The 25090-nt window shown below is 63.3% G+C and carries 19 protein-coding genes; 11 read left to right on the top strand and 8 right to left on the bottom strand.

Annotated elements, in window-relative coordinates:
* Window positions 1–13 precede the first annotated feature (13 nt).
* A complete protein-coding gene (hisD, locus tag ACXAEH_RS11185; protein WP_475032811.1) occupies window positions 14–1291 on the bottom strand; it encodes a histidinol dehydrogenase in 1278 nt (425 codons plus the stop codon).
* Between the two features lie 162 nt (window positions 1292–1453).
* Entirely contained in the window at window positions 1454–2425 is a 972-nt protein-coding gene (locus ACXAEH_RS11180; RefSeq protein ID WP_475032810.1) for a LysR family transcriptional regulator, read from the bottom strand.
* 181 nt (window positions 2426–2606) lie between these two features.
* Between ACXAEH_RS11180 and ACXAEH_RS11175 the strand changes: the two genes are divergently transcribed.
* The 3 genes from ACXAEH_RS11175 to ACXAEH_RS11165 all read left to right on the top strand — a co-directional run bounded on the left by ACXAEH_RS11175 (window position 2607) and on the right by ACXAEH_RS11165 (window position 5792).
* Window positions 2607–3602: a taurine ABC transporter substrate-binding protein gene (locus ACXAEH_RS11175; RefSeq protein WP_475032808.1), complete on the top strand. Its 996-nt coding sequence runs from the start codon at window positions 2607–2609 to the stop codon at window positions 3600–3602.
* 121 nt (window positions 3603–3723) lie between these two features.
* Window positions 3724–4530, top strand: a complete 807-nt coding sequence (locus ACXAEH_RS11170; protein WP_039134361.1) for a taurine ABC transporter ATP-binding protein — start codon at window positions 3724–3726, stop codon at window positions 4528–4530.
* On the top strand, window positions 4527–5792 hold the full coding sequence (locus tag ACXAEH_RS11165; RefSeq protein WP_475032806.1) for an ABC transporter permease: 1266 nt from the start codon (window positions 4527–4529) through the stop codon (window positions 5790–5792). Before ACXAEH_RS11170 ends, ACXAEH_RS11165 begins: the two co-directional genes overlap by 4 nt.
* A 168-nt stretch (window positions 5793–5960) precedes the next feature.
* On the opposite strand, the gene ACXAEH_RS11160 is transcribed toward ACXAEH_RS11165, so the two are convergent.
* The gene (locus tag ACXAEH_RS11160) at window positions 5961–8396 is read right to left on the bottom strand and encodes a GcvT family protein (RefSeq protein ID WP_475032804.1); all 2436 of its coding nucleotides are present in this window, start codon (window positions 8394–8396) and stop codon (window positions 5961–5963) included.
* 187 nt (window positions 8397–8583) lie between these two features.
* Here ACXAEH_RS11160 and ACXAEH_RS11155 point away from each other — a divergent pair, with 187 nt between their 5' ends.
* Window positions 8584–10101 (top strand): trimethylamine methyltransferase family protein, encoded by a 1518-nt coding sequence (locus ACXAEH_RS11155; protein WP_475032802.1) that lies wholly within the window; start codon window positions 8584–8586, stop codon window positions 10099–10101.
* A 12-nt stretch (window positions 10102–10113) separates the two neighbouring features.
* Here ACXAEH_RS11155 and ACXAEH_RS11150 read toward each other — a convergent pair whose 3' ends face one another.
* A complete protein-coding gene (locus ACXAEH_RS11150; RefSeq protein ID WP_475032800.1) occupies window positions 10114–11088 on the bottom strand; it encodes a LysR family transcriptional regulator in 975 nt (324 codons plus the stop codon).
* A 182-nt stretch (window positions 11089–11270) separates the two neighbouring features.
* On the opposite strand from ACXAEH_RS11150, the gene ACXAEH_RS11145 reads away from it, so the two are divergent.
* The 7 genes from ACXAEH_RS11145 to ACXAEH_RS11115 all read left to right on the top strand — a co-directional run bounded on the left by ACXAEH_RS11145 (window position 11271) and on the right by ACXAEH_RS11115 (window position 19408).
* Window positions 11271–12233, top strand: coding sequence for an ABC transporter substrate-binding protein (locus tag ACXAEH_RS11145; protein WP_475032798.1), 963 nt, complete (start codon window positions 11271–11273; stop codon window positions 12231–12233).
* Window positions 12234–12299: 66 nt separating this feature from the next.
* On the top strand, window positions 12300–13328 hold the full coding sequence (locus tag ACXAEH_RS11140; protein ID WP_475032796.1) for an ABC transporter permease: 1029 nt from the start codon (window positions 12300–12302) through the stop codon (window positions 13326–13328).
* Between the two features lie 9 nt (window positions 13329–13337).
* Window positions 13338–14402: a quaternary amine ABC transporter ATP-binding protein gene (locus ACXAEH_RS11135; protein WP_475032794.1), complete on the top strand. Its 1065-nt coding sequence runs from the start codon at window positions 13338–13340 to the stop codon at window positions 14400–14402.
* A gap of 387 nt (window positions 14403–14789) precedes the next feature.
* Window positions 14790–15914, top strand: a complete 1125-nt coding sequence (locus ACXAEH_RS11130) for an extracellular solute-binding protein (RefSeq protein WP_475032792.1) — start codon at window positions 14790–14792, stop codon at window positions 15912–15914.
* Between the two features lie 155 nt (window positions 15915–16069).
* Window positions 16070–17182, top strand: a complete 1113-nt coding sequence (locus ACXAEH_RS11125; RefSeq protein ID WP_475032790.1) for an ABC transporter ATP-binding protein — start codon at window positions 16070–16072, stop codon at window positions 17180–17182.
* A 13-nt stretch (window positions 17183–17195) separates the two neighbouring features.
* On the top strand, window positions 17196–18116 hold the full coding sequence (locus ACXAEH_RS11120) for an ABC transporter permease (protein ID WP_475032788.1): 921 nt from the start codon (window positions 17196–17198) through the stop codon (window positions 18114–18116).
* Complete coding sequence (locus ACXAEH_RS11115; RefSeq protein ID WP_475032786.1) at window positions 18113–19408, top strand: ABC transporter permease; 1296 nt, start codon at window positions 18113–18115, stop codon at window positions 19406–19408. Before ACXAEH_RS11120 ends, ACXAEH_RS11115 begins: the two co-directional genes overlap by 4 nt.
* 68 nt (window positions 19409–19476) lie before the next feature.
* Here ACXAEH_RS11115 and ACXAEH_RS11110 read toward each other — a convergent pair whose 3' ends face one another.
* The 4 genes from ACXAEH_RS11110 to gcvT all read right to left on the bottom strand — a co-directional run bounded on the left by ACXAEH_RS11110 (window position 19477) and on the right by gcvT (window position 25036).
* Complete coding sequence (locus tag ACXAEH_RS11110) at window positions 19477–20481, bottom strand: helix-turn-helix domain-containing protein (RefSeq protein ID WP_475032784.1); 1005 nt, start codon at window positions 20479–20481, stop codon at window positions 19477–19479.
* A gap of 93 nt (window positions 20482–20574) precedes the next feature.
* Window positions 20575–23433 (bottom strand): aminomethyl-transferring glycine dehydrogenase, encoded by a 2859-nt coding sequence (gene gcvP, locus ACXAEH_RS11105; RefSeq protein ID WP_475032782.1) that lies wholly within the window; start codon window positions 23431–23433, stop codon window positions 20575–20577.
* Window positions 23434–23551: 118 nt separating this feature from the next.
* The gene (gcvH, locus tag ACXAEH_RS11100; RefSeq protein WP_475032780.1) at window positions 23552–23917 is read right to left on the bottom strand and encodes a glycine cleavage system protein GcvH; all 366 of its coding nucleotides are present in this window, start codon (window positions 23915–23917) and stop codon (window positions 23552–23554) included.
* Between the two features lie 21 nt (window positions 23918–23938).
* Complete coding sequence (gcvT, locus tag ACXAEH_RS11095; RefSeq protein ID WP_475032778.1) at window positions 23939–25036, bottom strand: glycine cleavage system aminomethyltransferase GcvT; 1098 nt, start codon at window positions 25034–25036, stop codon at window positions 23939–23941.
* Between the last annotated feature and the right edge of the window lie 54 nt (window positions 25037–25090).

Here is a 25090-nt window from a genome sequence, read left to right as displayed (position 1 = left end):
CCGCCTGAAAATGTCAGGCCGGCTCTGGCTGCAGGCGCAGTTCGGCGGCGATGGCGTGCCCTTCCATGCCTTCCATCCTGCTGATGCGCGCGGTGCGCTGGGCGAGCTCGTGCGAGGCGGCGGCGGTGCAGCGCTGCCAGGTGACGGTCTTGGTGAACTTGTGCACCGACAGGCCGCCGGTATAGCGCGCGGCGCCGCTGGTGGGCAGCACGTGGTTGGGACCGGAGCTTTTGTCGCCAAAGGACACCGTGGTTTCCTTGCCCAGGAACAGGGAGCCATAGGCGGTGAGGCGGTTCAGCCACCAGTCAAGGTCCTTTGCCTGTACCTGCAGATGTTCGGGTGCGTAGCGGTCGGCGGTTGCCGCGGCTTCCTCGCGGGTGCCGCAGAGGATCACCTCGGCGCGCTCGTGCCAGGCGCGGTGGGCGGCGGAGAGGTTGGGTTCCGGCAAGGTGTCGATCAGTGCCTGGGCGCGGGCCATGACGCCCTTGGCCAGGCTCTCGCTGGTGGTGACCAGCCAGACGGGGCTGTCGGCGCCATGCTCGGCCTGGCTGACCAGGTCCCAGGCGACGGTTTCGATGTCCGCCGTGTGGTCGGCGATCACCAGTGAATTGGTGGGGCCTGCGAACATGTCGATGCCGACCTTGCCGAACAGCATCCGCTTGGCCTCCGCCACGTAGGAGTTGCCGGGGCCAACCAGGATGTCGGCTGGCTGGGCGCCGAACAGGCCCTGGGCCATGGCGGCAATGCCCTGCACCCCGCCCAGGTTCAGGATCAGGTCGGCACCGCAGAGATCCATGGCATAGATGATGGCATCGGGAATGCCGGTGCCAGGGCGCGTGGGGGAGACGGCGGTGATGTGGGGCACGCCGGCCACCTTGGCGGTGGTGATGGTCATCAGGGCGCTGGCGATATGGCTGTAGCGGCCGCCCGGCACGTAGCAGCCCGCACTGGAGACCGGGATCTGCTTCTGGCCCGCGATCAGACCCGGGATCACCTCGACCTCGCATTCTCCCATGGTGGCCTTCTGCGCCTCGGCAAAGCGGCGGATATTGGCATGGGCGAACTGAATGTCTTCCTTCATCTGATCGGAAACCCGGTTGCAGGCGGCGCGGCGCTGGGCATCGGTCACCACGATCGGACCGGTCCAGCCGTCCAGGGTTTCCGCATAGCGGCGCACGGCATCCTCGCCCTCGCGCTGGATATGGGCGAGCATGACGGCAACGGTGTCGCGGATGCCGCTGTTCTCGGCGGCGGGGCGGGGCTGGGCCTGTTTGAGGTAGGTGATTGCCATGTGGGTCAGCTCATTTCCGTTAGGGGGCCGCCGGATGTGCAAGCACGGGCTCGGCGCGGGTTGCGCCTAAAACAGCGTCCGGCGGGCCGAACGGTCAAGCCGCAGGCCGGTGATTTCGAAAAACACGGATGTTTGTTTCGAATTGCCAAAGCGCGCTGTGCGTCAGCCGCCCTGGGCCGGAAGGGTGCGGAATTCCTCGGCCAGCCAGGGAAAGCGGACGCTGATCGGATCGGTGAAATGGTGGCGCAGGGACTTCTGCAACGCCTCGTGGATCAGCTGTGAGGTCGCGGCCGGATAGACGTTGGTGGTGAACAGCGACACGGTCCGGGCAAAGCTTTTTCCGGGGAAGCGCACCACCTTGACCTTGTCGTGAAAGCGCTGGGCGCGGTGGTAGCTGGCGGCGGTGGTGACGGTCCAGCCGCTGCCCTCGGACACCAGGCCGATGATGGACTGGTTGCACTCCAGCTCGAACCGGTTGGGCAGCGAGATCTTCAGCCGGTTCAGCTGGGTTTCGATTTGTTTGCCAATGGTGTGGTCGCGGGAGTAACGCAGGAAAGGCAGAGATGCGTCGGCCCGGGTCAAGTCCTTGACGTCGCCGGAGAAACCCGACGGTACAACCAGGATGAACGGGTCGCGCATCAGCGGGTATTCGATCAGGTCGGGCAGCAGGCCCGCGGGCCGGGTGGCGACGCCTGCGTCCAGCTTCTGCTCCTGCAGTTTCCCGATGATCTCGTGGCTGGGGCGGGTGTAGTGTCGGAAGCTGCAGCGGGGCAAGGCGGTGGAGAGGAATTGAAACAGCTCGGGGCCGACCTCGTTGTCGAAATCATCCAGCAGAGCCATCCGCAAATCGGTGGCATGCTGCCAGCTTCCGGAGCGGATTTCGGCCTCGCCGCGCTTGAGGGTCATCAGCCCGTCATAGACGTAGCGGGCAAAGACCACCCCCGCGGGCGTCAGCCCCATCGGACGGCGGGTGTGATCCACCAGATCCACCCCCAGGGCGCTTTCCAGGCTGCGCAGGTGGTTGGAGACGGTGCTGATAGACAGCCCGGTTTCTTGTGCCACCTTTTGTATTGACCCGGACTTCGAGATAAGCTGGAACACTTCCAGCCACCGGAGGCTCAGAGATTTCTGCACTGGCGGGCCCTCCCGTTTAGCGTCATCATTCCGTAAAAAACGAAACTAAGTTTTACTTTGCCCGCAAAAGAAACTTTATTCTACTGCGGAATTACTTCCCGGATATGGTTTGGCGTGCAAAAATACTTGTCCGAGGCCTGCACGGAACGGGTCCGGAAATACAGCTGGGAGGAAATCCAACATGATCAAGAAGTATCTGCTTTCAACAGCCTGTGCCGCCGCTGCCGCAATTTCGGCGACCTCTGCGTCTGCGCTGGATGAGATTACGGTGGCCTATTTCCTTGAATGGCCGATGCCCTTCCAGTTTGCCAAGGCCAATGGCACCTATGAGGAAGAGCTGGGCGTCAAGATCAACTGGGTTTCCTTCGACACCGGCACAGCCATGTCGGCAGCGATGGCCTCGGGCGATGTGCAGATTGCGGTCAGCCAGGGCGTGCCGCCGTTTGTTGTGGCGACTTCTGCGGGCCAGGACATCCAGACCGTGGATGTGGCCGTCAGCTATTCCGACAACGACAACTGCGTGGTGGCCGAGGCGCTGGAAATCGACAAGACCAACGCAGGCGAGCTGAACGGCAAGAAAGTTGGCGTGCCGATCGGTACCGCGGCGCATTACGGGTTCTTGTCGCAGATGGCGCATTTCGGTGTTGATGTCGGCTCGATGGAGATCGTCGACATGGCGCCGGCGGACGGCGCAGCGGCCTTTGCCCAAGGCAACCTGGACATGGTCTGCGGCTGGGGTGGCGGCCTGCGGCGGATGCTGGAGCATGGCAACGTGCTGCTGACCGGCGCCGAGAAGGAAGAGCTGGGCATCCTGGTGTTCGACGTAACCAGCGCGCCGGCCGGTTTCATCGCCGAAGAAGGCGAACTGCTGAGCAAGTTCTTGAAAGTGACGGCGGATGCCAACGACATGTGGAACTCCGGCGAGCATAGCGACAAGATGCTGCCGGTGATCGCCAAGGATGCGGGTATGGATGTCGACGAGGCTGCGGCCACGATTGCCACTTTCAGCTTCCCCTCTGCGGATGATCAGCTGACCGAGAAGTGGCTGGGCGGCGGTGCGCAGAACTTCATGAAGGGTGTGGCCGACGTGTTCGTGAATGCGGGCAGCATCGAAGCGGCGCTGGACTCCTATGAAGGTGCCGTTGACAGCGGGCCGCTGGCAGCCGCTCAGAACTGAGCTGCAACTCCTTGATTTTGTGAACGGCCCGGATCCCGGGCCGTTTGCATCCGCGGTTCACGGGCCCGCCTGCCTGCGCAAGCGCGCATGGCAAGAGGCCTGAGCAAGAAAAGGGGGAGAGATGTCGGGACTGGACATCAAGAGTGTCTCCATGCGTTTCGATCTGCCCAACGGCAGCTCGGTCCAGGCGCTGAAAGACGTTTCACTGAATTTGAAAGCGGGCGAGCTGATGTCGGTGCTGGGGCCTTCGGGCTGCGGCAAGACCACGCTGCTGAACATCCTGGCCGGGTTCCTGGCACCAACTGAGGGCGCGGTAGAGCTGAACGGCCATGTGGTTGAAGGACCGGATGCCGAACGCGGCATGGTGTTCCAGAAGGGCGCCTTGTTCGAATGGATGAACGTGCGCGACAACGTGGAATTCGGCCCCCGGATGAAGGGGATGGCCAAGGCAGAGCGCGAGAAGATCTCAGACCGCTTGCTGGATATTGTCGGGCTGCAGGACTTCAAGGAAAAGGCGGTCTATGAGCTGTCGGGCGGCATGCAGCAGCGCGTGGCGCTGGCGCGCTGCCTGGCCAATGAGCCGGATGTGATTCTGATGGACGAACCGCTGGGCGCGCTGGACGCGCTGACGCGGGAGAAGATGCAGGGTCTGGTGCTGAAGCTTTGGAAGGAGACCGGCAAGACCATCATCCTGATCACCCACTCGGTGGAGGAAGCGCTGCTGCTGGGCGAGCGGCTGATCGTGATGGCGCCGCGCCCCGGGCGTATTCACCGCGAATACAACCTGCCTTTTGCCGAGCGCGGCGTGAATGCCGACCTGCGCGACGTCAAGAAGTCCGAAGGCTTTGCCGAGACCCGGGATGAGATCCTCTCGATGATCTGGGAGATGGAAGAGGAAATCATGGGCCGGACGGAGCAGGTGGCATGACGGTTCTCATCTTCTACCTCGCGCTGTTTGCCGGCGCCTTCTTCCTGGTGCATCTGATCCGCCGCGGCATGCAGTCCCGGCAGGATTTCACCAGCCTGAAAACCGTGACCTTCGGCGATGAAAGCGCAGTGACGCCGGACCGGGCGGCGTCGATCATTTCGGTGCTGGTGATCTTTATCATCTGGGGGGCGTTTACCGGCTCCAAGCTGATCCCGATCCACGTGCCGGGGCCGTTTACCGGTGAGACCAGCTTTATCTACACGCTGGAAAACGCCGAGGGCGCGACGGACGATGCTGAGGTGACCGTGCGGGTGTTCGGCTTTGGCGAGGACGTTGAGAAGTTCGAGGTCGAGGCCGGCGGTGGTTTCGCCAGCAATGACGCGCTGGCGGCGCAGGCCGGGCGGTCAACCACGCTGCTGTTTGACAAGAACGACGAGGCCAAGCGCAAGGCGGGCGCCAAGATCGTTGCCATCAATGGCGAGGCCATCGGCGCAGATGGCGCGGTGGATACCGGCGACGGCACCGTGACGCTGACCGGCAAGGGTGCGATCAGCTTTACCCCGCATCAGGGCATGCAGATGAACCCGATCTGGCTGCCGGCACCCGAAACCGTGGTGGCGCGGTTTTTCGAGATCGCCTCGGACGGCTATCAGAACTTCTCGCTGTGGCAGCACCTGGGCTGGTCGCTTACGCGGGTGATTGCGGGCTTTGTGACTGGGGCAATTGTCGGCATTCCGCTGGGTTATGCCATGGGCCTTTCCGGCTGGTTCCGCGGCTGGTTCGACCCGATTGTCGAGTTCATGCGGCCGGTGCCGCCTCTGGCGCTGATCCCGCTGGTGATCATCTGGTTCGGCATCTGGGAGACCGGGAAGATCGTGCTCTTGTTCCTGGCCGCCCTCTGGATCATGACAATTGCGGCGCGGGCCGGGGTTTCCGGGGTGAACATCTCGAAAATCCACGCGGCTTATTCGCTGGGCGCCTCCAAATGGCAGATCATGCGGCATGTGATCGTGCCGAACTCGCTGCCGGAAATCTTTACCGGCGCGCGGGTTGCCATGGGTGTTTGCTGGGGCACGGTTGTGGCGGCCGAACTGGTTGCCGCGCAGAAGGGGGCGGGCATGATGATCATCGCCGCGTCCAAGTTCCAGCTGACCGACATTGTGATCATGGGCATCGTGCTGATCGGCATCATCGGCTATGGCATCGACATCCTGATGCGCAAGGCCGAGAACTGGCTGGTGCCGTGGAAGGGCCGCAGCTGATTTGAGGCTGAGCCTATGCAAGGAAGACGCCCGGGAGTTACCTCGGGCGTTTTGCTTTTGCTGGCATTCGCTTGAAGTTCCTAGGGCCGCAGAGACCCGCGGGGTGGCGCAATCGCGCCGCCCCATGGGGGCGGGTCGGCGCGGCCCGGCTTTAAGCCGGGCGGTGCCTCAGCCTCGAAGCAGTTCGAATTCAGGGTCGTAAGGGGAGGGGGCGATGACCTTTGCCGCAACCATACCTCCGCAGAGGTCGAGCTGCATGGTGCTGCCTTCCACAGCCAGCTCCGGTTCGACAAAGGCATAGGCCAGGTTCATCCCCACCCGGTGCCCCCAGTCGCCGGAGGTCACGGTGCCCACGACCTTGTTCCCTTGCATCAGCGAGGCGCCGCCATGGGCGGGGGCGTGGCTGGCATCGACCTGCAGGGTGACCAGCTTTTTGCGGGCGCCTTCGGACTGGCGCTTCAGCAGGGCCTCGCGGCCAATGAAATCGCCTTTGTCCAGTTTGACGAAACGCTCCAGCCCGGTCTCGAACGGGTCGAATTCGGTGATCAGATCGGCTTTCCAATGCAGGAAGCCTTTCTCCATCCGCATCGATTCCACCGCGCGGGCGCCGAAGAGTTTGAGGTCGTATTCCTCCCCCGCCTGCCGTAGCGCCAGATAGGCAGCATAGAGCGAGGCATTGGGGACGTGGATTTCATAGGCCAGCTCGCCGGAGAAGTTGACGCCCATCACGGTGGCGGGGGCAAAACCGATGAAGCATTCACGCACCGACAGCCAGGGGAAGGCATCACGCGACCAGTCGCCCCGGGCGCAGGCCGAGAGCACGCCCCGCGCCCGGGGGCCGGCCAGGACCAGGATGGTCTGTTCATTGGTGAGGGAACGGATCTGCACGTCCTCATCCGGGCGGATGTGCTGGGTGAGCCAGTCCATGTCATGGAACTCGCTGGCGGCGGCGGAGCCGTACCAGACGCGTTCGGGCCCGCGGTCGGAGGCGGGGAGGTTGGCGACGGTGGCCTCGCCCTTGACCCTGCCGTGGTGGTTCAAGAGGTATCCGAGCCCGACACGGCCCGCGCGTTTGGTGACGGTGCCGCAGAACATGCGGTCGAGGAAGCTGTGCCGGTCCGCGCCGGTGATCTCGAAGCGGTTGAACCCGTTGACCTCGGCCAGGCCAACGTTGTCTTGCACGTTCTTCACTTCGGTCGCGACCACGTCGAAGGCTTCATCGAAGTTGAAGCTGAGCGAGGGATGGAAGTCCGGGGAGGGCTTGATGTAGTCGACCCGTTCCCAGCCGTTCACCACGGTGAACTCGGCGCCCTCGGCGGCCATCACGGGGGTGAGCGGCGTGGTCTTGGCCGGGCGGCCGGCCGGGCGGTGCTCATGCGGGAAGTGGAAGCGGAACTCGTTCTGGTAGTCCTCGATCGCCTTCAGCGCGGTCAATTCCACATTGGTGTGGCCCGTGAAACGGCGCGGGTCGAGGCACCAGGTGTCATAGCAGGCCTCGCCATGCACGATCATCTGCGCAAGCAGCCAGCCGTGGCCGCCGCCTTCGCCCAAACCCGCGCGCAGGCCGATGGCGCAGAAGGCGTTGCGTTTGCCTGGGATCGGGCCGATCAGCGGCGCGCCGTCGATGGTATAGGTGATAGGACCGTTCACGATGGAGCGGATGCCGGTCTCGCGCAATGCAGGCATCCGCTCGAACGCGCCCTCCAGCACGTCCATCACCCGCTCCAGATCGTCAGGGCAGAGCGCGTTCACAAAGTTCGGATCGATCCCGTCCATGCCCCAGGTCTTGCAGTCCTGCTCGTAGAAGCCGATCAGCAGGCCGTTCTTTTCCTGGCGGCAGTAGTAGTCCGAGATCGGGCAGCGGATCAGCGGCATCCGGTGGCCTGCTTCGACAATGCCGGGGATGTCCTCGGTCAGGAAATACTGGTGCTCCATCGAGGCGACGGGGTGGTGGACTCCCATCATCGCACCGACCTCGTTCACCCGGTAGCCGCAGGCGTTTACGACGATGTCGCAGTCGATATCGCCGTGTTCCGTGTGCACTGTCCAGGTGTCGTCCTTGTGCTGGGTGAGGGCGGTCACCGGCGTGTTGCGGTAAACCTCGGCGCCAGCCTTGCGCGCGTGGTAGGCCAGCGCCTGGCACAGTTGCGCCGGGTCGATATCGCCATCCAGCGGGTCCCATAGGCCCCCAATCAGGTTGTCGGTGGAGATCAGCGGGTGGCGGCGGGCGCATTCCGCCGCGTCGATCACTTCGAAATGCACATCCATGCCGCGCGCCATCGAGGCGAAATGGCGGTAGCCCTGCATCTGCGCCTCGGTATTGGCCATACGGATGCCGCCGTCGCCGTGGTGGTAGTTGATCGGGTATTCCGGGTCTTCGGCCAGCTTTTTGTACAGGTTGATCGAGTGGGTTTTCAGCCCGACCATGGTCTGGTTCATGCCGAAGTTGGTCACCTGCGCTGCCGAATGCCAGGTAGTGCCGCTGGTCAGCTCATTGCGTTCGACCAGGACGACGTCGCTCCAGCCTTCCTGGGTGAGGTGGTAGAGGGTGGAGCAGCCGGCGATGCCGCCGCCGATCACAACAACCTTGGTGCGCGATTTCATAGAGTGTGCCTCCGGACAGATTTGCCGTGACTAAGCGCCTTGGCGGCAGGGGCTGCAATGCGGGCAGGCCTTATTCTCAGAAATTCGAAAACGTATTTCAATGAATTGCGAGGATAGCGGCTGCGATTGCCAGCCAGAGGCTGCGGCGGAAAGAGTTGGGGCAAGAATTGCCGCGGGAGGCCGTGATATGTCAGTGCAGCGAGCAAAGAGAGGCGGCCGCCGGGAACGGCTGGCGCAGCGGGCAGCGAAGCCTGCGCTGGATCCTTGCCCGCCGGGGCAGATCGGCGGCGCTTACAAGCCGCTGACAGAAGTGGAGTGCGAGCGGATTTATTCCACCGCGCTGGATCTGCTGGCCAAGCTGGGCATGGGTGAAGTGCCGCCGCGGCTGCATGAGGATCTGCTGAAGGCAGGCGCACAAGACAATGGCGCGGGGCGGCTGCTGTTTCCGCCGCCGCTGGTGGAGCAGGTGATTGACCAGGCGGCCAAGACCTTTGTGCTGCACGGGCGGGACGAGAGCCGCTCCATCACCGTGGGCGGCAATGCGGTGCATTTCGGCACCGGTGGCGCGGCGGTGCAGACGCTGGATATCGCAAGCGGTCTTTACCGGCCCTCGACTCTGGAGGACTTGCACGACTTTACCCGGCTGCAGGATACACTGGCCAATGTCAGCTGGTTCACCCGCTGCTGCGTGGCAACCGATGTGCCGGACAATTTCGATCTGGACGTGAACACGGTCTATGCGCTGCTGAAGAACACCACCAAGCCGGTGGCAACCTCCTTCACCCTGGCTGAGCATGTGGCGCCGATTGTGGAGATGCTGGATATCGCCGCGGGCGGGCCGGGAGAGTTCTCCAAGCGGCCTTTCGTCAAGGCGCATATCAGCCCGGTGATCTCACCCATGCGCTATGGCGAGGATGCGGTGGAAGTTGTCTATGAGTGCATCAAGCACAACATCCCGATGTCCTGCATCACCGCGGCGCAGGCAGGCGCAACAGCACCGGCGACGCTGGCGGGGTTCCTGGCGCAGTCGCTGGCCGAGACCCTGGCCAGCCTGGTGATGGTGCATGCAATCCAGCCGGGCTTTCCGATGGTGTTTTCCAACTGGCCGCTGGTCATTGACCTGCGCACCGGCGCTTTTTCCGGCGGCAGCGGCGAGACGGCTGTGCTGAATGCGGCTTCGGCGCAGCTGTCGAACTGGCTGGGGATGCCCTCGGGCGTGGCCTGCTCAATGACCGACGCCAAAGCGATTGATGCGCAGTACGGGATGGAGAAGGGGCTGACGTCGCTGGCGGCGGCGCTGGCAGGGGGGAACCTGATCTATGAAAGCTCGGGCATGACCGCGTCTCTGCTGGGGGCGAGTTTCGAGGGGTTTGTGCTGGATGACGAGATGCACTCGCACACCTACCGGGCGTTGCGCGGGATTGAGGTGAGTGAGGAGAACCTCGGGTTCGAAGCGATTTGCGAGGCGGTGCTGGGCGAGGGGCACTTCCTGGGCGGGCAGCATACCTATGCGGCGATGGAGCGGGATTATTTCTATCCCGCCTTGGCTGACAGGGACGAGCCGCGCACATGGGCCGAGAAAGGCGCGCTGGATGCCTGGGCGCAGGCTCGTGCCAAGGCGCAGGAGATCTTGCGGACCCACCGTCCCGAGTATCTGACGGCAGAGCAGGACCGGGAGATCCGGGCGCGGTTCAAGATCCTATAGGGCACCTGTTGTTCAGGAAATCAGTTTGAAACTGTCTGCCAGCCAGGGCGTGCTCTGGTGGAACGGCTTGATCGCGTGGTCGGTGATCAGGTTGCGCATCCGGCTGTCCACCAGATCGAGGATCGAGCGGGAGCAGTCCGGGGTGGAGACAATCGCCAGCGTGCGCGAGAAGCTTTTGCCAGGGAAGGCGACCATCTTGAGCTTGGGCTGAAACCGCTTGGCGCGGGAAAACAGGAGCGGCGTGGTAATGGTCCAGCCGGCGCCTGCGGCGACCATCGCCATCAGCGTCTGATTGCTGGCGCATTCAAACCGGTGCGGCAGCGACAGCCCCATGCGGCGCAGCTGCAATTCGATCTGCCGGGCGATGATCAGGCTGCCGGAGAACCGCAGGAAGGGCAGTTTGCTTTTGCCTTCGATGACCTCCTGCAGCAGGTGTTCTCCGGCCTTGGGCAGCACCACGACAAATGGGTCGCGCAACAGCGGCGCGTCTTGCAGGTCGCGCAGGCGCTCGGCCGGAGTGGTGGTGATGCCAAGGTCCAGTTGCCTGTCGCGCAGCATGGCCAGGATCGCGTGGCTGGAATCGGTGTGATACATAAAATCGCAGCGCGGCATGCTGGAGGACAGGAACACCGCCAGCTCCGGCATGATGTCGCTGTCGAAATCCTCGATGGTGCCAAGCCGCAGGTAGCTGGCTTCGGAGATATTGCCGGCTGAGGCTTCCGCCTTGGCCTTGCGGATCGCATGCAGCGCATCATCGATATTGCGCAGGAAGACCTGGCCCTTGGGGGTCAGCACCATTGGGCGGCGGCTGTGGTTGAACAGCTCCACGCCCAGGTGATCCTCAAGATTGCGCAAATGGTGCGAGATGGTGCTGACCGACAGGCCGGTCTCCTCGGCGACGTCCTGCAGCGAGCCCTTGCGGGCGGTAATCTGAAACAGTTCCAGCCCCTTGAGGCTCAGGTCTTTGCGGGCGGTTTGGCTTGGCATGGCGCATCTCTTCCACAGACAAGGGGCTGCGTCATGAGGTTTCGCAAAAATTCTGAATAATGATAGCAAAAACTTGGAGCAGTGCGTTCTGTGTCTGCTGCTGTCGCGAAATGTGGAAGCGTTCCCTCCCATGACAACCTGCCGGGCCGCGGTGCCCCGCCAGCTGTTTCAGGGAGATCAGAATGAAAAGACTGCTGTTATCATCCGCATGCGCCTTGGGCTTTGCGGTGCCTGCCTGGGCCGAAGGCTGCGGCGAGGTGACCATCACGCAGATGGACTGGGCCTCGGCCAATTTGGTGACCTCGGTGTCGAAGTTTCTGATGGAGCAGGGATACGGCTGCAAGGTGACCACGGTGCCGTCCTCGACGCCGACTGCGCTGACCTCGGTGGCAGAGACCGGCACGCCGGATGTGCTGACCGAGCTATGGGTCAACACTGCGCCGGCCTATGCCGAGCTGGTCGCAGAGGGCAAGCTGGTGGAACTGGCCGACGTGCTGTCCGACGGCGGTGTCGAGGGCTGGTGGGTGCCGCAGTATGTGGTGGATGCCAACCCCGAAGCGGCAACGCTGGACGGGATCCTGGCCAATCCGGCGCTGGTTGGCGGCCGGTTCGACAACTGCCCGGACGGCTGGGGCTGCCGCACGGTCAATGACAATATGAACAAGGTGATTGGCCTGGAAGGCAAGGGCATCGAGGTGTTCAACCACGGCTCGGGCGAGACCCTGGCCACCGCGCTGGCCTCTGCCTATGCGGATGAAAAGCCCTGGTTCGGCTTCTACTGGGCGCCGACAGCGGTGCTGGGCAAATATCCGATGGTGCTGGTCGACATGGGCGGGCACGACGCGGAGACCCACACCTGCAACGGCGACAAGGACTGCGCCGCGCCCGGAGTTTCGGCCTATCCCAGCGCGGCGGTGAAGACCGCGGCCACCGCCAGCTTCCAGGAGCGCGAGCCGGAGATTGCTGAACTGATGTCCAAGGTCACGTTCACCAATGCGCAGATGAACGGGATCCTGGCCTGGATGGAGGACAACAACGCCTCGGCCGAGGAGGGGGCGGTGTATTTCCTGACCACCCACAAGGACGTCTGGCCCGCTTGGCTGAGCGACGGCGCGCGGGAAAACGTCTCGGCGCTGCTGAAGTAATTTGACCTCTGGAGAGGCCCTGCTGCGGCGGGGCCTTTTGCAGACGACGGAACGGGCACGGCAGTAATGGCATTTTACGACACCGCAATTGACCGGCTGGGGCTGCGCAGCTGGTGCGACGACGGCGCTGCCGATACACCGATGAGCATGGCGCAGCTGCTGGCCCAGGCAAATGGCAGCGCCGAGAAGGGTGAGGCGCTGCCGTTTCCGTCGCTGGACACTTTGCACGAGGCTTGCGGCGCGATCCCTCAGACCCGGGACATGACCGCAGGTGTCGAAGCGGCCTTCCTGGCGGTGAAGGACGGGCTGAAATTCGTTCTGGATCCGCTGACCCAGCCGTTGTCCTGGCTGCTGGAGGCCGCACTTTATGTCTTTGCCGCGGTGCCATGGTGGGTGCTGATCCCCTTGCTGATATGGGCCACCTGGGCCGCGACCCGGCGCCGGGCGGTGACCGGGTTCGTCGCGGTGGTATTCCTGTTCTTCGGGCTGATCGACCATCTGGATGTGGCGTTGCAAACGCTGTCGATCATCTTTGTCTGCACCGGATTGTGCGTGTTGTTCGGAGTGCCCATCGGCATCCTGATGTCCCGCTCCGACCGCACGCAAAGGGTGATGCTGCCGGTTTTGGACATGCTGCAGACCCTTCCCAGTTTTGTCTATCTGATCCCGTTGATCTTTCTGTTCTCGGTGACCGAGCCGAAGCTCTACGGTATTGCCATCATCCTTTATGCCATCGTGCCGGTGATCCGTCTGACCGATCTGGGCATCCGCCTGGTAGACCGTGATGTGATCGAGGCAGCTGATGCCTTTGGCATGTCCGAGCGGCAGAAACTGTTCGGGGTGCAGCTGCCGCTGGCGCTGCCCAACATTATGGCCGGGGTGAACCAGACCATCATGATGAGCCTGGCAATGGTGGTCATTGCCTCGCTGGTCTCAGCGCCGGGGCTGGGCGTTCTGGTCTTGCGCGGCATCCGCAATCTGGAGCTGGGCGTCGGTCTGGTCGCGGGCTTTGGCATCGTGTTGCTGGCGGTGGTGCTGGACCGCTGCTCCAAGGCGGCGCTGCAACGCATCGACCCAGCTTGCAAGAGCCAATAGGAGCCGGCGATGAGCACACCCAAGATCAGCATACGCAATCTCTACAAGATCTTTGGCGCCCGGCCTTCTGAGGTGCTGCCGCTGGTGCGCGAGCAGGGCCTGGGCAAGACGGCGCTCTTGGAGCAGCATCAGCATGTGCTGGGGCTGCAGGACATCAGCATCGACATGCAGGCGGGCGGGATCACGGTGATCATGGGGCTGTCGGGCTCTGGCAAATCGACCCTGATCCGGCACCTGAACCGGCTCATCGAGCCCACCGCCGGAGAGATCCTGCTGGACGGGCGGGACGTGATGGCGATGGGCGCGGCAGAGCTGCAGGCCTTGCGCCAGAACGCCATGTCGATGGTGTTTCAGAAATTCGCCCTGCTGCCGCACAAGACAGTGCTGGAGAACGCCGCAACCGCCTTGAAAATCCGAAGGCTTCAGCGGGAGGCCTGCGAGGCGGAAGCCCGCAGGTGGCTGGCCCGGGTCGGGCTCGAGGGCTTTGAGAGCCGCTACCCCAGCCAGCTCTCGGGCGGCATGCAGCAGCGCGTCGGGATTGCCCGGGCATTGGCGGCAGACAGCGACATCCTTTTGATGGACGAGGCGTTCTCGGCCCTGGACCCGCTGATCCGCACCGACATGCAGGATTTGCTGCTGGAGTTGCAGACGGAACTGCACAAAACCATCGTCTTTATCACCCACGACCTGGATGAGGCGCTGAAGCTGGCGGATCACCTGGTGATCCTGAAGGACGGCGCCGTGGTGCAGCAAGGCGCACCGCAGCATATCGTGATGACCCCGGCCGATCCCTACATCGAGGCTTTTGTCGGCGACATCAACCGTGCGCGGGTGCTGCGCGCAGGCACCATCGCACGGCAGGATACGCTTGCGAGCCCGGCGACTGGCGAGGTGGACTGGAACGATCCTCTGGAGGTGGTGATCGAGCGGGTGAATGGCCGCCCTGACGCCATCATTTCGGTGACCTGTGAGGGTCGGCCCGCAGGGGTCATCGGTGCACAAGACCTGCTGGCAGCGCTGCTGCCGTACCGCTCCACCCCGGCCGCTGCAGAGAACGCTGCACGCGCCTCCTGACGGCTCTGCACTGCTCTTTGCAGGCGGCAAATCCGGCATCTACCAGTCTTTTCAAATGGCTGCGGACCACCATGCACCAGCCGCGGGAAATTGTGTTTCCCTGGCGGAAACTTTGAGGCTCTCTGCCCGGAACCCGCGGCAGGGACGTTGACGCCTTGCTCTGACGGGCGCACACTGCAGCCACAGCGATGGTTTTCAAAGCACGAGCAAAATTTGCGGATAGTCTTACCTTCTGCCGGAACTGGCACCATGTTGCACAGAATGGCGGGCAATCTGGCCTTATCAATTTTTGAAACTGTCACTGTAGGAGACCGGGAAGCATCCGCAAGGTTTCACAGTTGGAACAACAAGAACAACAAATCACAGTCCAAAGGGAGATAATTACAAATGACTGTAAAGACGAACGTTTCGCGCCGCACGCTGCTGAAGAGCGCCGGTGCTGCTGCGCTGGCGGCGCCGCTTTATTCGAAAGGCGCGCTGGCGTCTTCGGGCGAGATCAACATCCTGATGTGGTCGGACTACCTGCCGCCGGAGTTCATTTCCGGGTTTGAAGCCAAGACCGGGATCAAGGTGAATTACACCGGCATCGGCTCGAACGAGGAAATCATCAACAAGATGAAGGCCACCAAGGGCCAGGGCTTCGACATCGTGTCGCCGACCAACAACCGCTCGCTGCAGTGGGGGCCGCTGGAGCTGCTGAAGCCCTTTGACATGAACAAGGTCAACATCGACGCGGTGAACCCGGCGATGGCGAAGATCGGCACCGATGCCTGGAACTTTGAAGGCGCGGGCGTTCATTGGCTGCCGCATATCTGGGGTACTGAGGGCATCGCCTACAGGACCGACAAATGGCTGCCGGCAGGCGATGCGCCGTCTTATGGCGATGTCTGGTCGGAGGAGAACGCAGGCAAGACCATGGGCCGGGCGCATTCGATGATGCTGGGCGCAGGCCTTTACATGGAAGCCTCGGGCGAGATGGAGCCGGGCTCGATCTGGGCCGCCTATGACGACGAGGAAACCATGCGCAAGGTCTGGGGCCAGGTCACCGATTGGTGTGTGGCGCGCAAGAACCGGATCAAGCTGATCTGGAACGATGCGGACACCCAGAAAAACGGCCTACTGAATGAAGGCGTTGTGGTCGGCCAGACCTGGGACGGCCCGCCGCTGGCGCTGAAGTCCGCAGGCGAGCCGGTGCACTACCAGGCGCCGGTCGAAGGCGCGATGGCCTGGGTCGACGGCATCTCCATGCCCGTGGGCGCGCAGAATGAAGAGCAGGTTTACGCCTTCATTTCCTACGCTTACGAGCAGGAGCCAGCGGGCAAGGCGATCGACAGCCACGGCTATAACTCGCCGGTTCTGGGGGCGGATGGCTTCTCAGGCGATGTCTACAAGAAGAACTTTGCCGAAGCCTATCCTGGCAGCTCGCTGGCCAATCTGAACCCCTGGCCGGCCGAGGCGCCCTGGTATGCGGATGTGCGGACCGAGTTTGTCAACAAGTTCAAGAGCGCCTGATCTGAGCGTTTGAACAAAACCGGCCCCCGGCGGATCTTCCGGGGGCCGGCCGCGTATTTGCGGCGCAATCATAAAAGAACGGAAAACAGGAAGCAGGCCTTGCGGGGCCGGCGCGCGGCGCCGGATTGGGGACCTGTGCCCTGGGGAGAAGCCAAATGAGTGCTGGGGTCGGCGTTGATCTCGAGAATCTGTGGATCCGCTTTGGCGATTTTGTCGCCGTGCGCGATGCCAATGTGAATATCAACGGAGGGGACTTCTTCTCCTTCCTGGGGCCGTCGGGCTGCGGCAAGACCACCATCCTGCGCGCCGTCTCCGGCTTTCTGGAGCCGAGCGGCGGCAAGGTGCTGATCGGCGGCAACGACATGAAAGGCATCGGGCCGAACAAGCGCCCGACGGCGCTGATCTTCCAGAACCTGGCGCTGTTTCCGCTGATGAAGATCTGGGAAAACATCACCTTCTCGATGGAGATCAAGGGCGCCAGCGCCAAGGAACGCCGCAAGCGCGCCGATGAGCTGTTGGACATGATCGCGCTGCCCGGCCAGGGCGACAAGCTGCCGAGCGAGCTGTCGGGCGGCCAGCGCCAGCGGGTGGCCATCGCGCGGGCGCTTTGCGCCGAGCCGGATGTGCTGCTCTTGGATGAGCCGCTGTCGGCGCTGGATCTGAAGCTGCGCCAGCACATGCGCACCGAGCTCAGGGAGATCCAGCAGCGGGTCGGCATCACCTTCATCTACATCACCCACGACCAGGGCGAGGCGCTGACCATGTCCGACAATATCGCGGTGATGAAGGCGGGCGTGATTGACCAGATCGCCGATGGCAAGACCATCTACAACGATCCCTCCACCGCCTTTGCCGCCTCTTTTGTCGGCGAAAACAATGTCTTCCGCGGCCGTGTCAAGCGCGTCATGGGCAATGAGGCGCTGATCGCCACCAACCGCTCAGGGGAGCTGGTGGCGCGGATCTCCTCCGCCAACCAGGGCCGCATGAAAGAAGGCGACGAGGCGATGATGTTCATCCGGCCCGAGGCTTTTGCGCTGGCGCCCCAGGGGGCCTCCGGCGATCATTTCGTGACCGCACGCGTCAACCACGAGGAGTTCGAGGGCAATGTCTTCAACATCTTCATGGAAGGCGAGGGCGGCAAGGAGCTGAAGGTTTCCATCCCCAATCTGGGCCAGTCGTTCGAGGACCACACCGGCCAGACCATCACCCTGGAATATGCGGCGGACAATGCCGTCATCGTGCCGGCCGGTGAGCTGGCCGCGGAATGAGGGAGGCCACGCCATGCCAAGCTTCCTGAGGGAGTTCTTCAAACGCAACGGCACCGGCATGGGCAGCCTGATGCTGGGGCTGGTCCTCTTTTGGACCATCGGCCTCATCATCCTGCCGCAGCTGTCGATGCTCGACTTTTCCTTCCGTCCCAACCTGCCGCCGCCGGAGATCGGCGGCCCCAAGGACGTCTATACGCTGGAGAATTACAAATACCTGATCTACGGCCCCGAAGGCGGCAGCCAGGACTATAACGCGGTCGACCTCAAGGTGTTCTTCCGCACCCTGGTGGCGGCGGTCTGCGTCACCCTCTTCAACCTGATCCTGTGCTATCCGATCGCCTATTACCTGGCCCAGACCAAGGGCAATCACATCCGCATCTTCGCGCTGATGCTGATCATCCCCTACTGGATCAACGAGATCCTGCGCGCCTTCGCCTTGCGGATCATCTTCGGCGAGACCGGGGTGCTCAATAACATGTTTGTCGGCCTTGGCATCTTCGACACGCCCTTTGACTTCATCCGCAATGACATCGCGCTGTATGCGGGCCTGGGCTATGCCTACATCCTCTTGATGATCTTCCCGATCTACAATGTGATCGAGAGCCTGGACCGCAACCAGATCGAGGCGGCGCGCGACATGGGCGCGAGCTGGGCCAAGATCCACCAGCGGGTGGTCATTCCCTACGCCAAGCCGGGGATCTCCTCGGGCTGCACCATGGTGTTCATGCTGTCGGCAGGCGCGCTGGCGGCGCCGCAGATCCTCGGCGGTCCGTCCTCCCTGTGGTTCACCCAGCTGATCTATCAGCAGTTCAATGACAACTCCGACTGGCCGCAGGGCGCAGCCTATGCGGTGGTGCTGCTGGTCACCTGTATCCTCTTGGTTCTGGCGGTGATGCGCCTGTTCAAAGTGAACATGGGGGATATCGGCAAATGAAGAACTTCTCCTTTATGCGCGTAAGCCTCTGGGTCTACCTGGCAATCTTCTTTGCCTACCTCCTGGGGCCGCTGGTGATCATGTCGGCGACCGCCTTCAACTCGCCGTCGTTCCCGCGGATGACCCCCTGGGAGTGCCTGACGTTCGAGTGGTTCTCGGCCCTGTTCCGGGACGAGCGGATCCTGAACGGCATCTGGAACTCGATCCTGGTGGGGGCGGGCACGGTGGTGCTGTCGGTGGCGATGGGCCTCGCGGGCGCCTTGATGCTGACCCAGATCTGGCCCAGGCTGCGCGCCACCTATTACACCATCATCATCGCGCCGATCCTCATTCCCGGCGTGGTGCTGGGGATCTCGACCCTGGTGTTCTGGGACCGGATCAACCGGCTGCTGGGGCTGGGGGCGGACAGCTGGCTGTCCAATGGTTTGTTCCTGACCATCATCGGCCAGTCCACCTTCATCGCCAGCTATTGCATGCTGGTGCTGGTGGCCCGCCTGCAGCGCTATGACATTGCGCTGACCGAGGCGGCGCTGGATCTGGGCGCCACCCATGCCCAGGCCTTCCGCAAGGTGCTGCTGCCGTTCATGCGGCCTGCCATTGCCTCCGCCGCGGTGCTGGCGTTTCTCGCAAGCTTTGAGAACTACAACACCACCACCTTCACCTTCGGCGAATACCCGACGCTGACCATCGAGCTGGCGCAGAAGGTGCGCTACGGCATCACCCCTGCGATCTCGGCCCTGGCCTTCATCATCGTGGTGCTGACGGTGTTTGCCGCCCTTGCCAACGAGGCCTCGATCCGCCGCAAGGAGCTGGTTGCGGCGGCGCGCAAGAAGGCGACGGTGGAAGAGCTGGAAAGCGGCAAGCTGCGGCTGCCCGGTTTCCTCAGCTCCAACGCCGCGGCGGTGGCGCTGGTGGTGGTGGCCTGCGCCACGGTTGCGGTGGTCGGCACCGCCTCGGTCTACAGCCCGCAGCAATGCATTGCGGATGTCCAGGAGCAAAAGCGCCTGGAGACCGAAGAGCGCATCCAGGAGCTCCGCCGCCAGCGCGAAGAGCGCCGCCTGCAGCAGCAAGAGCAGCAGGGCGAGGCCACACCGCAGGCCACCCAGCCCGCAGGCAACAACTCCGGCTTCGGCGGCGTCTTCAACCCCGGCAACCTGTCTGGTGAAGAGGATGATGGCGCTGAGGCGGAGCAGCAGCCTCAGGACAGCAGTCAGGGCAGCAGCTCCGGCTTCGGCAACGTTTTCGATCCCGGCACCCTGTCAGGAGACGGGGAGGAAGGGTCAGGAAACTGATATCCAAGCAAAAAACAGCAAAGGCGGCCAAACGGCCGCCTTGTTCGTTAGATGTGACTGAACCCTTGTCAGGCGGGGGACGCTGCCAGATTCCGGTCAGCGTAATATTGTTTGCGGAAAGCCTGCGGGCTGGTCTTGTATTCCCGCTTGAACCACTCGGTCAGATTGCTGCGTGAGCCGAAACCGGTGGCGGCAACAATTTCGGCCAGCGGCAGAGTAGTGTGCAGCAAGAGCTGGCGCGCCTTTTCGATGCGCAGCTTGCGGTAGGCGGTCAGCGGGCTGGTGCGGGCTTTCTGCTGAAACCGGCGCTCCAGCTTGCGGGGGGAGACGCCGGCCTGCTGGGCGATGTCGCGGATCAAGAGCGGCTCTTCGATGTTGCGCTGCATCAGATCGAGGATCTTGACCACCAGCGCGTCGCCCCCTGCGGCCTGGCGCAATTGCAGCGAGACCTTGGATTGCTCCGCTGCAGGACCCAGGGCGAGGCCGAGGTAGTCGCAAACCGCATCGGCGATGAAGGGGCCGCGGTCGCTGCGCAGGAAATCCACCAGCAGGCGCAAGGCGGCAAAGCTGCTGATCGCTGTGCTGATGCGGCCGGAGGCGGTGGTCAGCGTGCCGGCGGGCGCGCAGGCGAGCTGCTCTTCCTGAGCGGCAGCGGTGAAATTGGAATGGACAGCGGTCTCAAACTCGGCCTGCAGGCCGGTTTCGGGCAGCAGGAAGATGGCGCTGCCGGCAAACAGGCAGCGCGGCGCCTGGCGGCAGATCCGTTGCAGGCTGGCTTTCTCGCCCGCATTGGGCGTCCAGCGGCTGGCGATGCCGCCGAGGAAAATCACGGTATGGGGTTTCCAGCTTGCGGGCGCTGTGCGCATCGTCGAGGCCAGGTTGCGCACGCCGATACGGTAGCCGCTGTCGGGAAACAGGTCATTGGCGGCGCGGAACACATCGCAGATCATCTGGGCCGAGGCGGGCGGTTCGGTCTGCGGCAGGATGACTTCAACATCATGAAAGCGGGCTTGTGCCGCGCTGTCAGCGGATTGCTGGGTAGCTGGCACGGTCAGCGGTTCGAGACGGGACATCATTCTCTCCTCTGAGCGGGTCATGCGGGGGCGCCGCGCGGGGCGGCGGAGGTGCCCCGCCGGAAAACCCGGCGGGGCGGGAGGCCTGAAGGATCAGGCCTCGTTTTCTTCGTAGTCCGACATCGGCGGGCAGGTGCAGATCAGGTGACGGTCGCCATAGGCGTTGTCGACCCGGTTCACGGCCGGCCAGTATTTGTCGACGCCGAGGTTGCCCGGCGGGAAGCAGGCCTGCTCGCGGCTGTAGGGACGGTCCCATTCACCCACCAGGTCGCGCACCGTGTGCGGTGCGTGCTTGAGCGGGTTGTTTTCTGCGTCGATCTTGCCGTCGATCACGTCCTGGGCCTCCTGCCGGATCGACAGCATAGCATCGCAGAAGCGGTCCAGCTCGTCCTTGGGCTCGGATTCGGTCGGCTCCACCATCAGCGTGCCGGCCACCGGCCAGGACATGGTCGGGGCGTGGAAGCCCGAGTCGACCAGGCGCTTGGCGATGTCGTCAACGGTGACGTTGCCTTCATCGGCCAGCGGGCGGGTGTCCAGGATGCACTCATGCGCCACACGGCCCGTTTTCGAAGTGTAGAGGATCTTGTAGCCGTCCTTCAGGCGCGCCGCGATGTAGTTGGCGTTCAGGATCGCAACCTTGGTTGCCTGGGTCAGGCCGGAGCCTCCCATCAGCAGGCAGTAGGCCCAGGAAACCGGCAGGATCGAGGGCGAGCCGAACGGAGCCGCCGAAACCGGGCCTACGGCGGTGCCGTATTCCGGGTGGCCAGGCAGGTGTTCAGCCAGGTGCGCCTTGACGCCGATCGGACCCATGCCGGGGCCGCCGCCGCCATGCGGAATGCAGAAGGTCTTGTGCAGGTTCAGGTGCGAGACGTCGCCGCCGATCTTGCCCGGCTGGGCGAGGCCCACCATGGCGTTCATGTTGGCGCCGTCGATATAGACCTGGCCGCCGTGATCATGAGTGATCTGGCAGACTTCCTGCACAGTTTCCTCGAACACGCCGTGGGTCGACGGGTAGGTGATCATGCAAGCCGCGAGGTTGTCGCTGTGCTGCTCGGCCTTGGCGCGGAAGTCGGCGACGTCGATGTTGCCGCTGTCATCCGATTTCACCGGAACAACCTTGTAGCCCACCATCTGCGCCGACGCCGGGTTGGTGCCGTGTGCAGAGGTCGGGATCAGGCAGATGTTGCGGTGCGCGTCGCCGCGCGATGCATGGTAGTTGCGGATCGTCAGCAGGCCCGCGTATTCGCCCTGGGCGCCGGAGTTCGGCTGCTGGGAGATCGCGTCATAGCCGGTGATCTGGCAAAGCTTGTCGTTCAGATCGTCGATCATCTGGTGGTAGCCCTGCGCCTGGTCTTCCGGGCAGAAGGGGTGCAGGTTGCCGAATTCCGGCCAGGTGACCGGGATCATTTCGATGGTCGCGTTCAGCTTCATGGTGCACGACCCCAGCGGGATCATTGCACGGTCCAGCGCCAGGTCGCGGTCGGCCAGACGGCGCATATAGCGGGTGATTTCTGCCTCGGCCCGGTTCTTGTGGAAGATCGGGTGGGTCAGATACTCGCTTTCACGCAGCGCATAGTCGGGCAGGCGGTAGGCTCGGTTGGCAACGCTGTCGTCTTTCTTGTCGATGCCAAAGGCACCCCAGACGGCTTCGATGGTTTCCGGGCGGGTCTGCTCGTCCAGTGAGATGCCGACATGGGCTTCGCCGATCTTGCGCAGGTTGACGCCGCGGGCAACTGCTGCCTCCATGACGGTCTTCTGCAGCGGGCCGACTTCAACAGTAATGGTGTCGAAGAAGACGTCCGGCTGCACCTTGAAGCCGTGCTCTTCCAGCCCAGCAGCCAGGCGCGAGGTCTTGCGGTGCACCGACTGGGCAATTGCCTTGATGCCGTCGGGGCCGTGATAAACAGCGTACATCGACGCGATCACGGCCAGCAGCGCCTGTGCGGTACAGACGTTGGAGTTGGCTTTTTCGCGGCGGATGTGCTGTTCGCGGGTCTGCAGCGCGAGGCGGTAAGCCTTGTTGCCGCGGGCGTCGACGGACACACCGATGATCCGGCCGGGCATGGCGCGCTTCAGCTTGTCGGTGGTCGCCATATAGGCCGCGTGCGGGCCGCCATAGCCCATCGGAACGCCAAAGCGCTGGGTGGAGCCGATGGCAATATCCGCACCCATCTCGCCGGGCGACTTCAGCAGGGCCAGCGCCAGGATGTCAGCGGCGACAACGGCGATGCCCTTGTGCTCGTGGATGGCTTCGATTTCCTTGGTGAAATCGCGCACATGGCCGTAGGTGCCAGGGTACTGGAAGATGGCGCCAAAGACGGCACCCGGATCCAGATCATCCGGATCGGCAACCACAACGTCGATGCCCAGGGGCTCGGCACGGGTCTGGATCACCGCAATGGTCTGCGGGTGGCAGTTTTTGTCGACGAAGAAAGCGGCGTTGTTGGCCTTGGACCGCGAGCCGCGGTGCGCCATCGACATGGCTTCGGCCGCAGCAGTGGCTTCGTCCAGAAGGGAGGCGTTGGCGATGTCCAGGCCGGTCAGGTCGCTGACCATGGTCTGGTAGTTCAGCAGCGCTTCAAGACGGCCCTGAGAGATTTCCGGCTGATACGGGGTATAGGCGGTGTACCAGGCGGGGTTTTCCAGGATGTTGCGCAGGATCGGCGCCGGGGTGGTGGTGCCATAGTAGCCCTGACCGATCAGCGAGGTCAGAACCTTGTTCTTGGACGCCACTTCTTTCATGTGGAAGAGAGCGTCGCGCTCGGTCATTGCCGGGCCCCAGTCCAGCGCCTCTTTCTGGCGGATGGCGGGCGGCACGGTGGCGTCGATCAGCTCGTCCAGAGTTTTGAAGCCGATCACCTGCAGCATTCCTGCCATCTCCTGCGGAGACGGGCCGATGTGGCGCCGGTTGGCGAAGTCATAGGCTTCGTAATCGGTAAGTTTGAAGGCCATTTACAAGCGCTCCTGTTTGAAGGTCACGCCCGGCCGGAAGTGCGGGAGCCTCCGGCGGGGATATTTTTAGCCAGATGAAGTGCGGATCCGGGCAGCGTGCGGCGGATCCGCAGGAGGTTTAGCCGATCAGGGCTTTGTAGCCGTCCAGGTCCATCAGATCGTCCAGCTGGGAGGCGTCTGCGATCTTGATCTTGTAAATCCAGGCGTCGCCTTCCGGGCTTTCGTTCAGGGCGCCGGGGTTGTCGGCCAGGGCCTCATTTGCCTCGATCACTTCGCCGTCCAGCGGCGCGTAGATTTCTGAGGCTGCTTTCACCAACTCGATGACGCCGATCTCGCCGCCTTTTTCGAACTCGTCGCCGGCTTCGCGCTGCTCGACGAAGACAACTTCGCCCAGCTGGTCGGCGGCGTGCTGGGTAATCCCCAGGGTGGCGGTGTCGCCTTCAACGGTGATCCACTCGTGGTCTTCGGAGTAATAGGTGGCCATTTTGACTCTCCTGATGATGTCTTAGCGTTTGTAGTTCTGGGTGACGAAGGGCAGAGCGACGATCTCAGCCGGCTGCGCCTTGCCGCGGATGATGAGGTTCACTTTTTCGCCCGGCTCGCCGTGGCCTGCCGAGACATAGCCCATGGCGACGGGGCCGCCGACGGTCGGTCCGAAGCTTCCCGAGGTAATCGCGCCAATAGTATTGCCTTCGGCGCATTGGATTTCCACACCCTGGCGGGCCGGGGCGCGGCCTTCGGGCTTGATGCCGACCAGTTTCTTGGCGGCACCTTCGGCCAGTTCCTTCTGGACGCGGGCGGCACCGGGGAAGCCGCCTTCTTCCTTGCGGCGCTTCTGGATTGCCCAGGAGAGCGACGCCTCGATCGGCGAGGTCGACTGGTCGATGTCGTTGCCATAGAGGCAGAGGCCGGCCTCCAGCCGCAGGCTGTCGCGGGCGCCGAGGCCTGCGGGCGCGCAGTCGTCATGGGCCAGGAACAGTTTGGACACACGGATCGCGTCCGCTTCCGGGATCGAGATTTCGTAGCCGTCTTCGCCGGTGTAGCCGAGGCGCGAGATGCGGCATTCGACGCCGCCGATGTCTGCCAGGGTGGTTTCCATGAATTTCAGCTCACGGGCAGCGGGGCACAGCTCGCCCACCACGTCCTCGGCCTTGGGGCCCTGCACGGCAACCAGCGCGCGGTCGAAGATCTCGGTCACTTCGACGCCGTCCAGGTTCGCCTGCATGTGCGGGATGTCCTGGTGGCGCAGCGCGGCGTTCACCACCACGAAATAGTGGTCGCCTGCGTTGGAGACGATCAGGTCGTCCATGATGCCGCCGTCCTCATTGGTGAAGAAGCCGTAGCGCGCCTTGCCCACTTTCAGGGTGGCATAGGCCTGCGGGCAGAGCGTTTCCAGCTTCTCGCCCACGTTGTCGCCGCGCAGGATCACCTGGCCCATGTGGGAGACGTCAAACAGCGCGGCCTTCTCGCGGCACTGCTTGTGCTCGCCCATGATGCCCATGGGATATTGCACCGGCATTTCCCAGCCGGCGAAATCGACCATTTTGCCGCCAAGCTCGACGTGCAGGTCATAAAGCGGGGTGCGTTTGGGTGCGTCGGTCATCCTGTGCAGCCTTTGAATTGGAATGGGTTTGGGAGGGGAGGGCGCGGGAAACGC

The sequence above is a fragment of the Leisingera sp. ABM4_060 genome, assembly GCF_056158765.1.
This window is presented reverse-complemented; position numbering and strand designations above follow the sequence as displayed.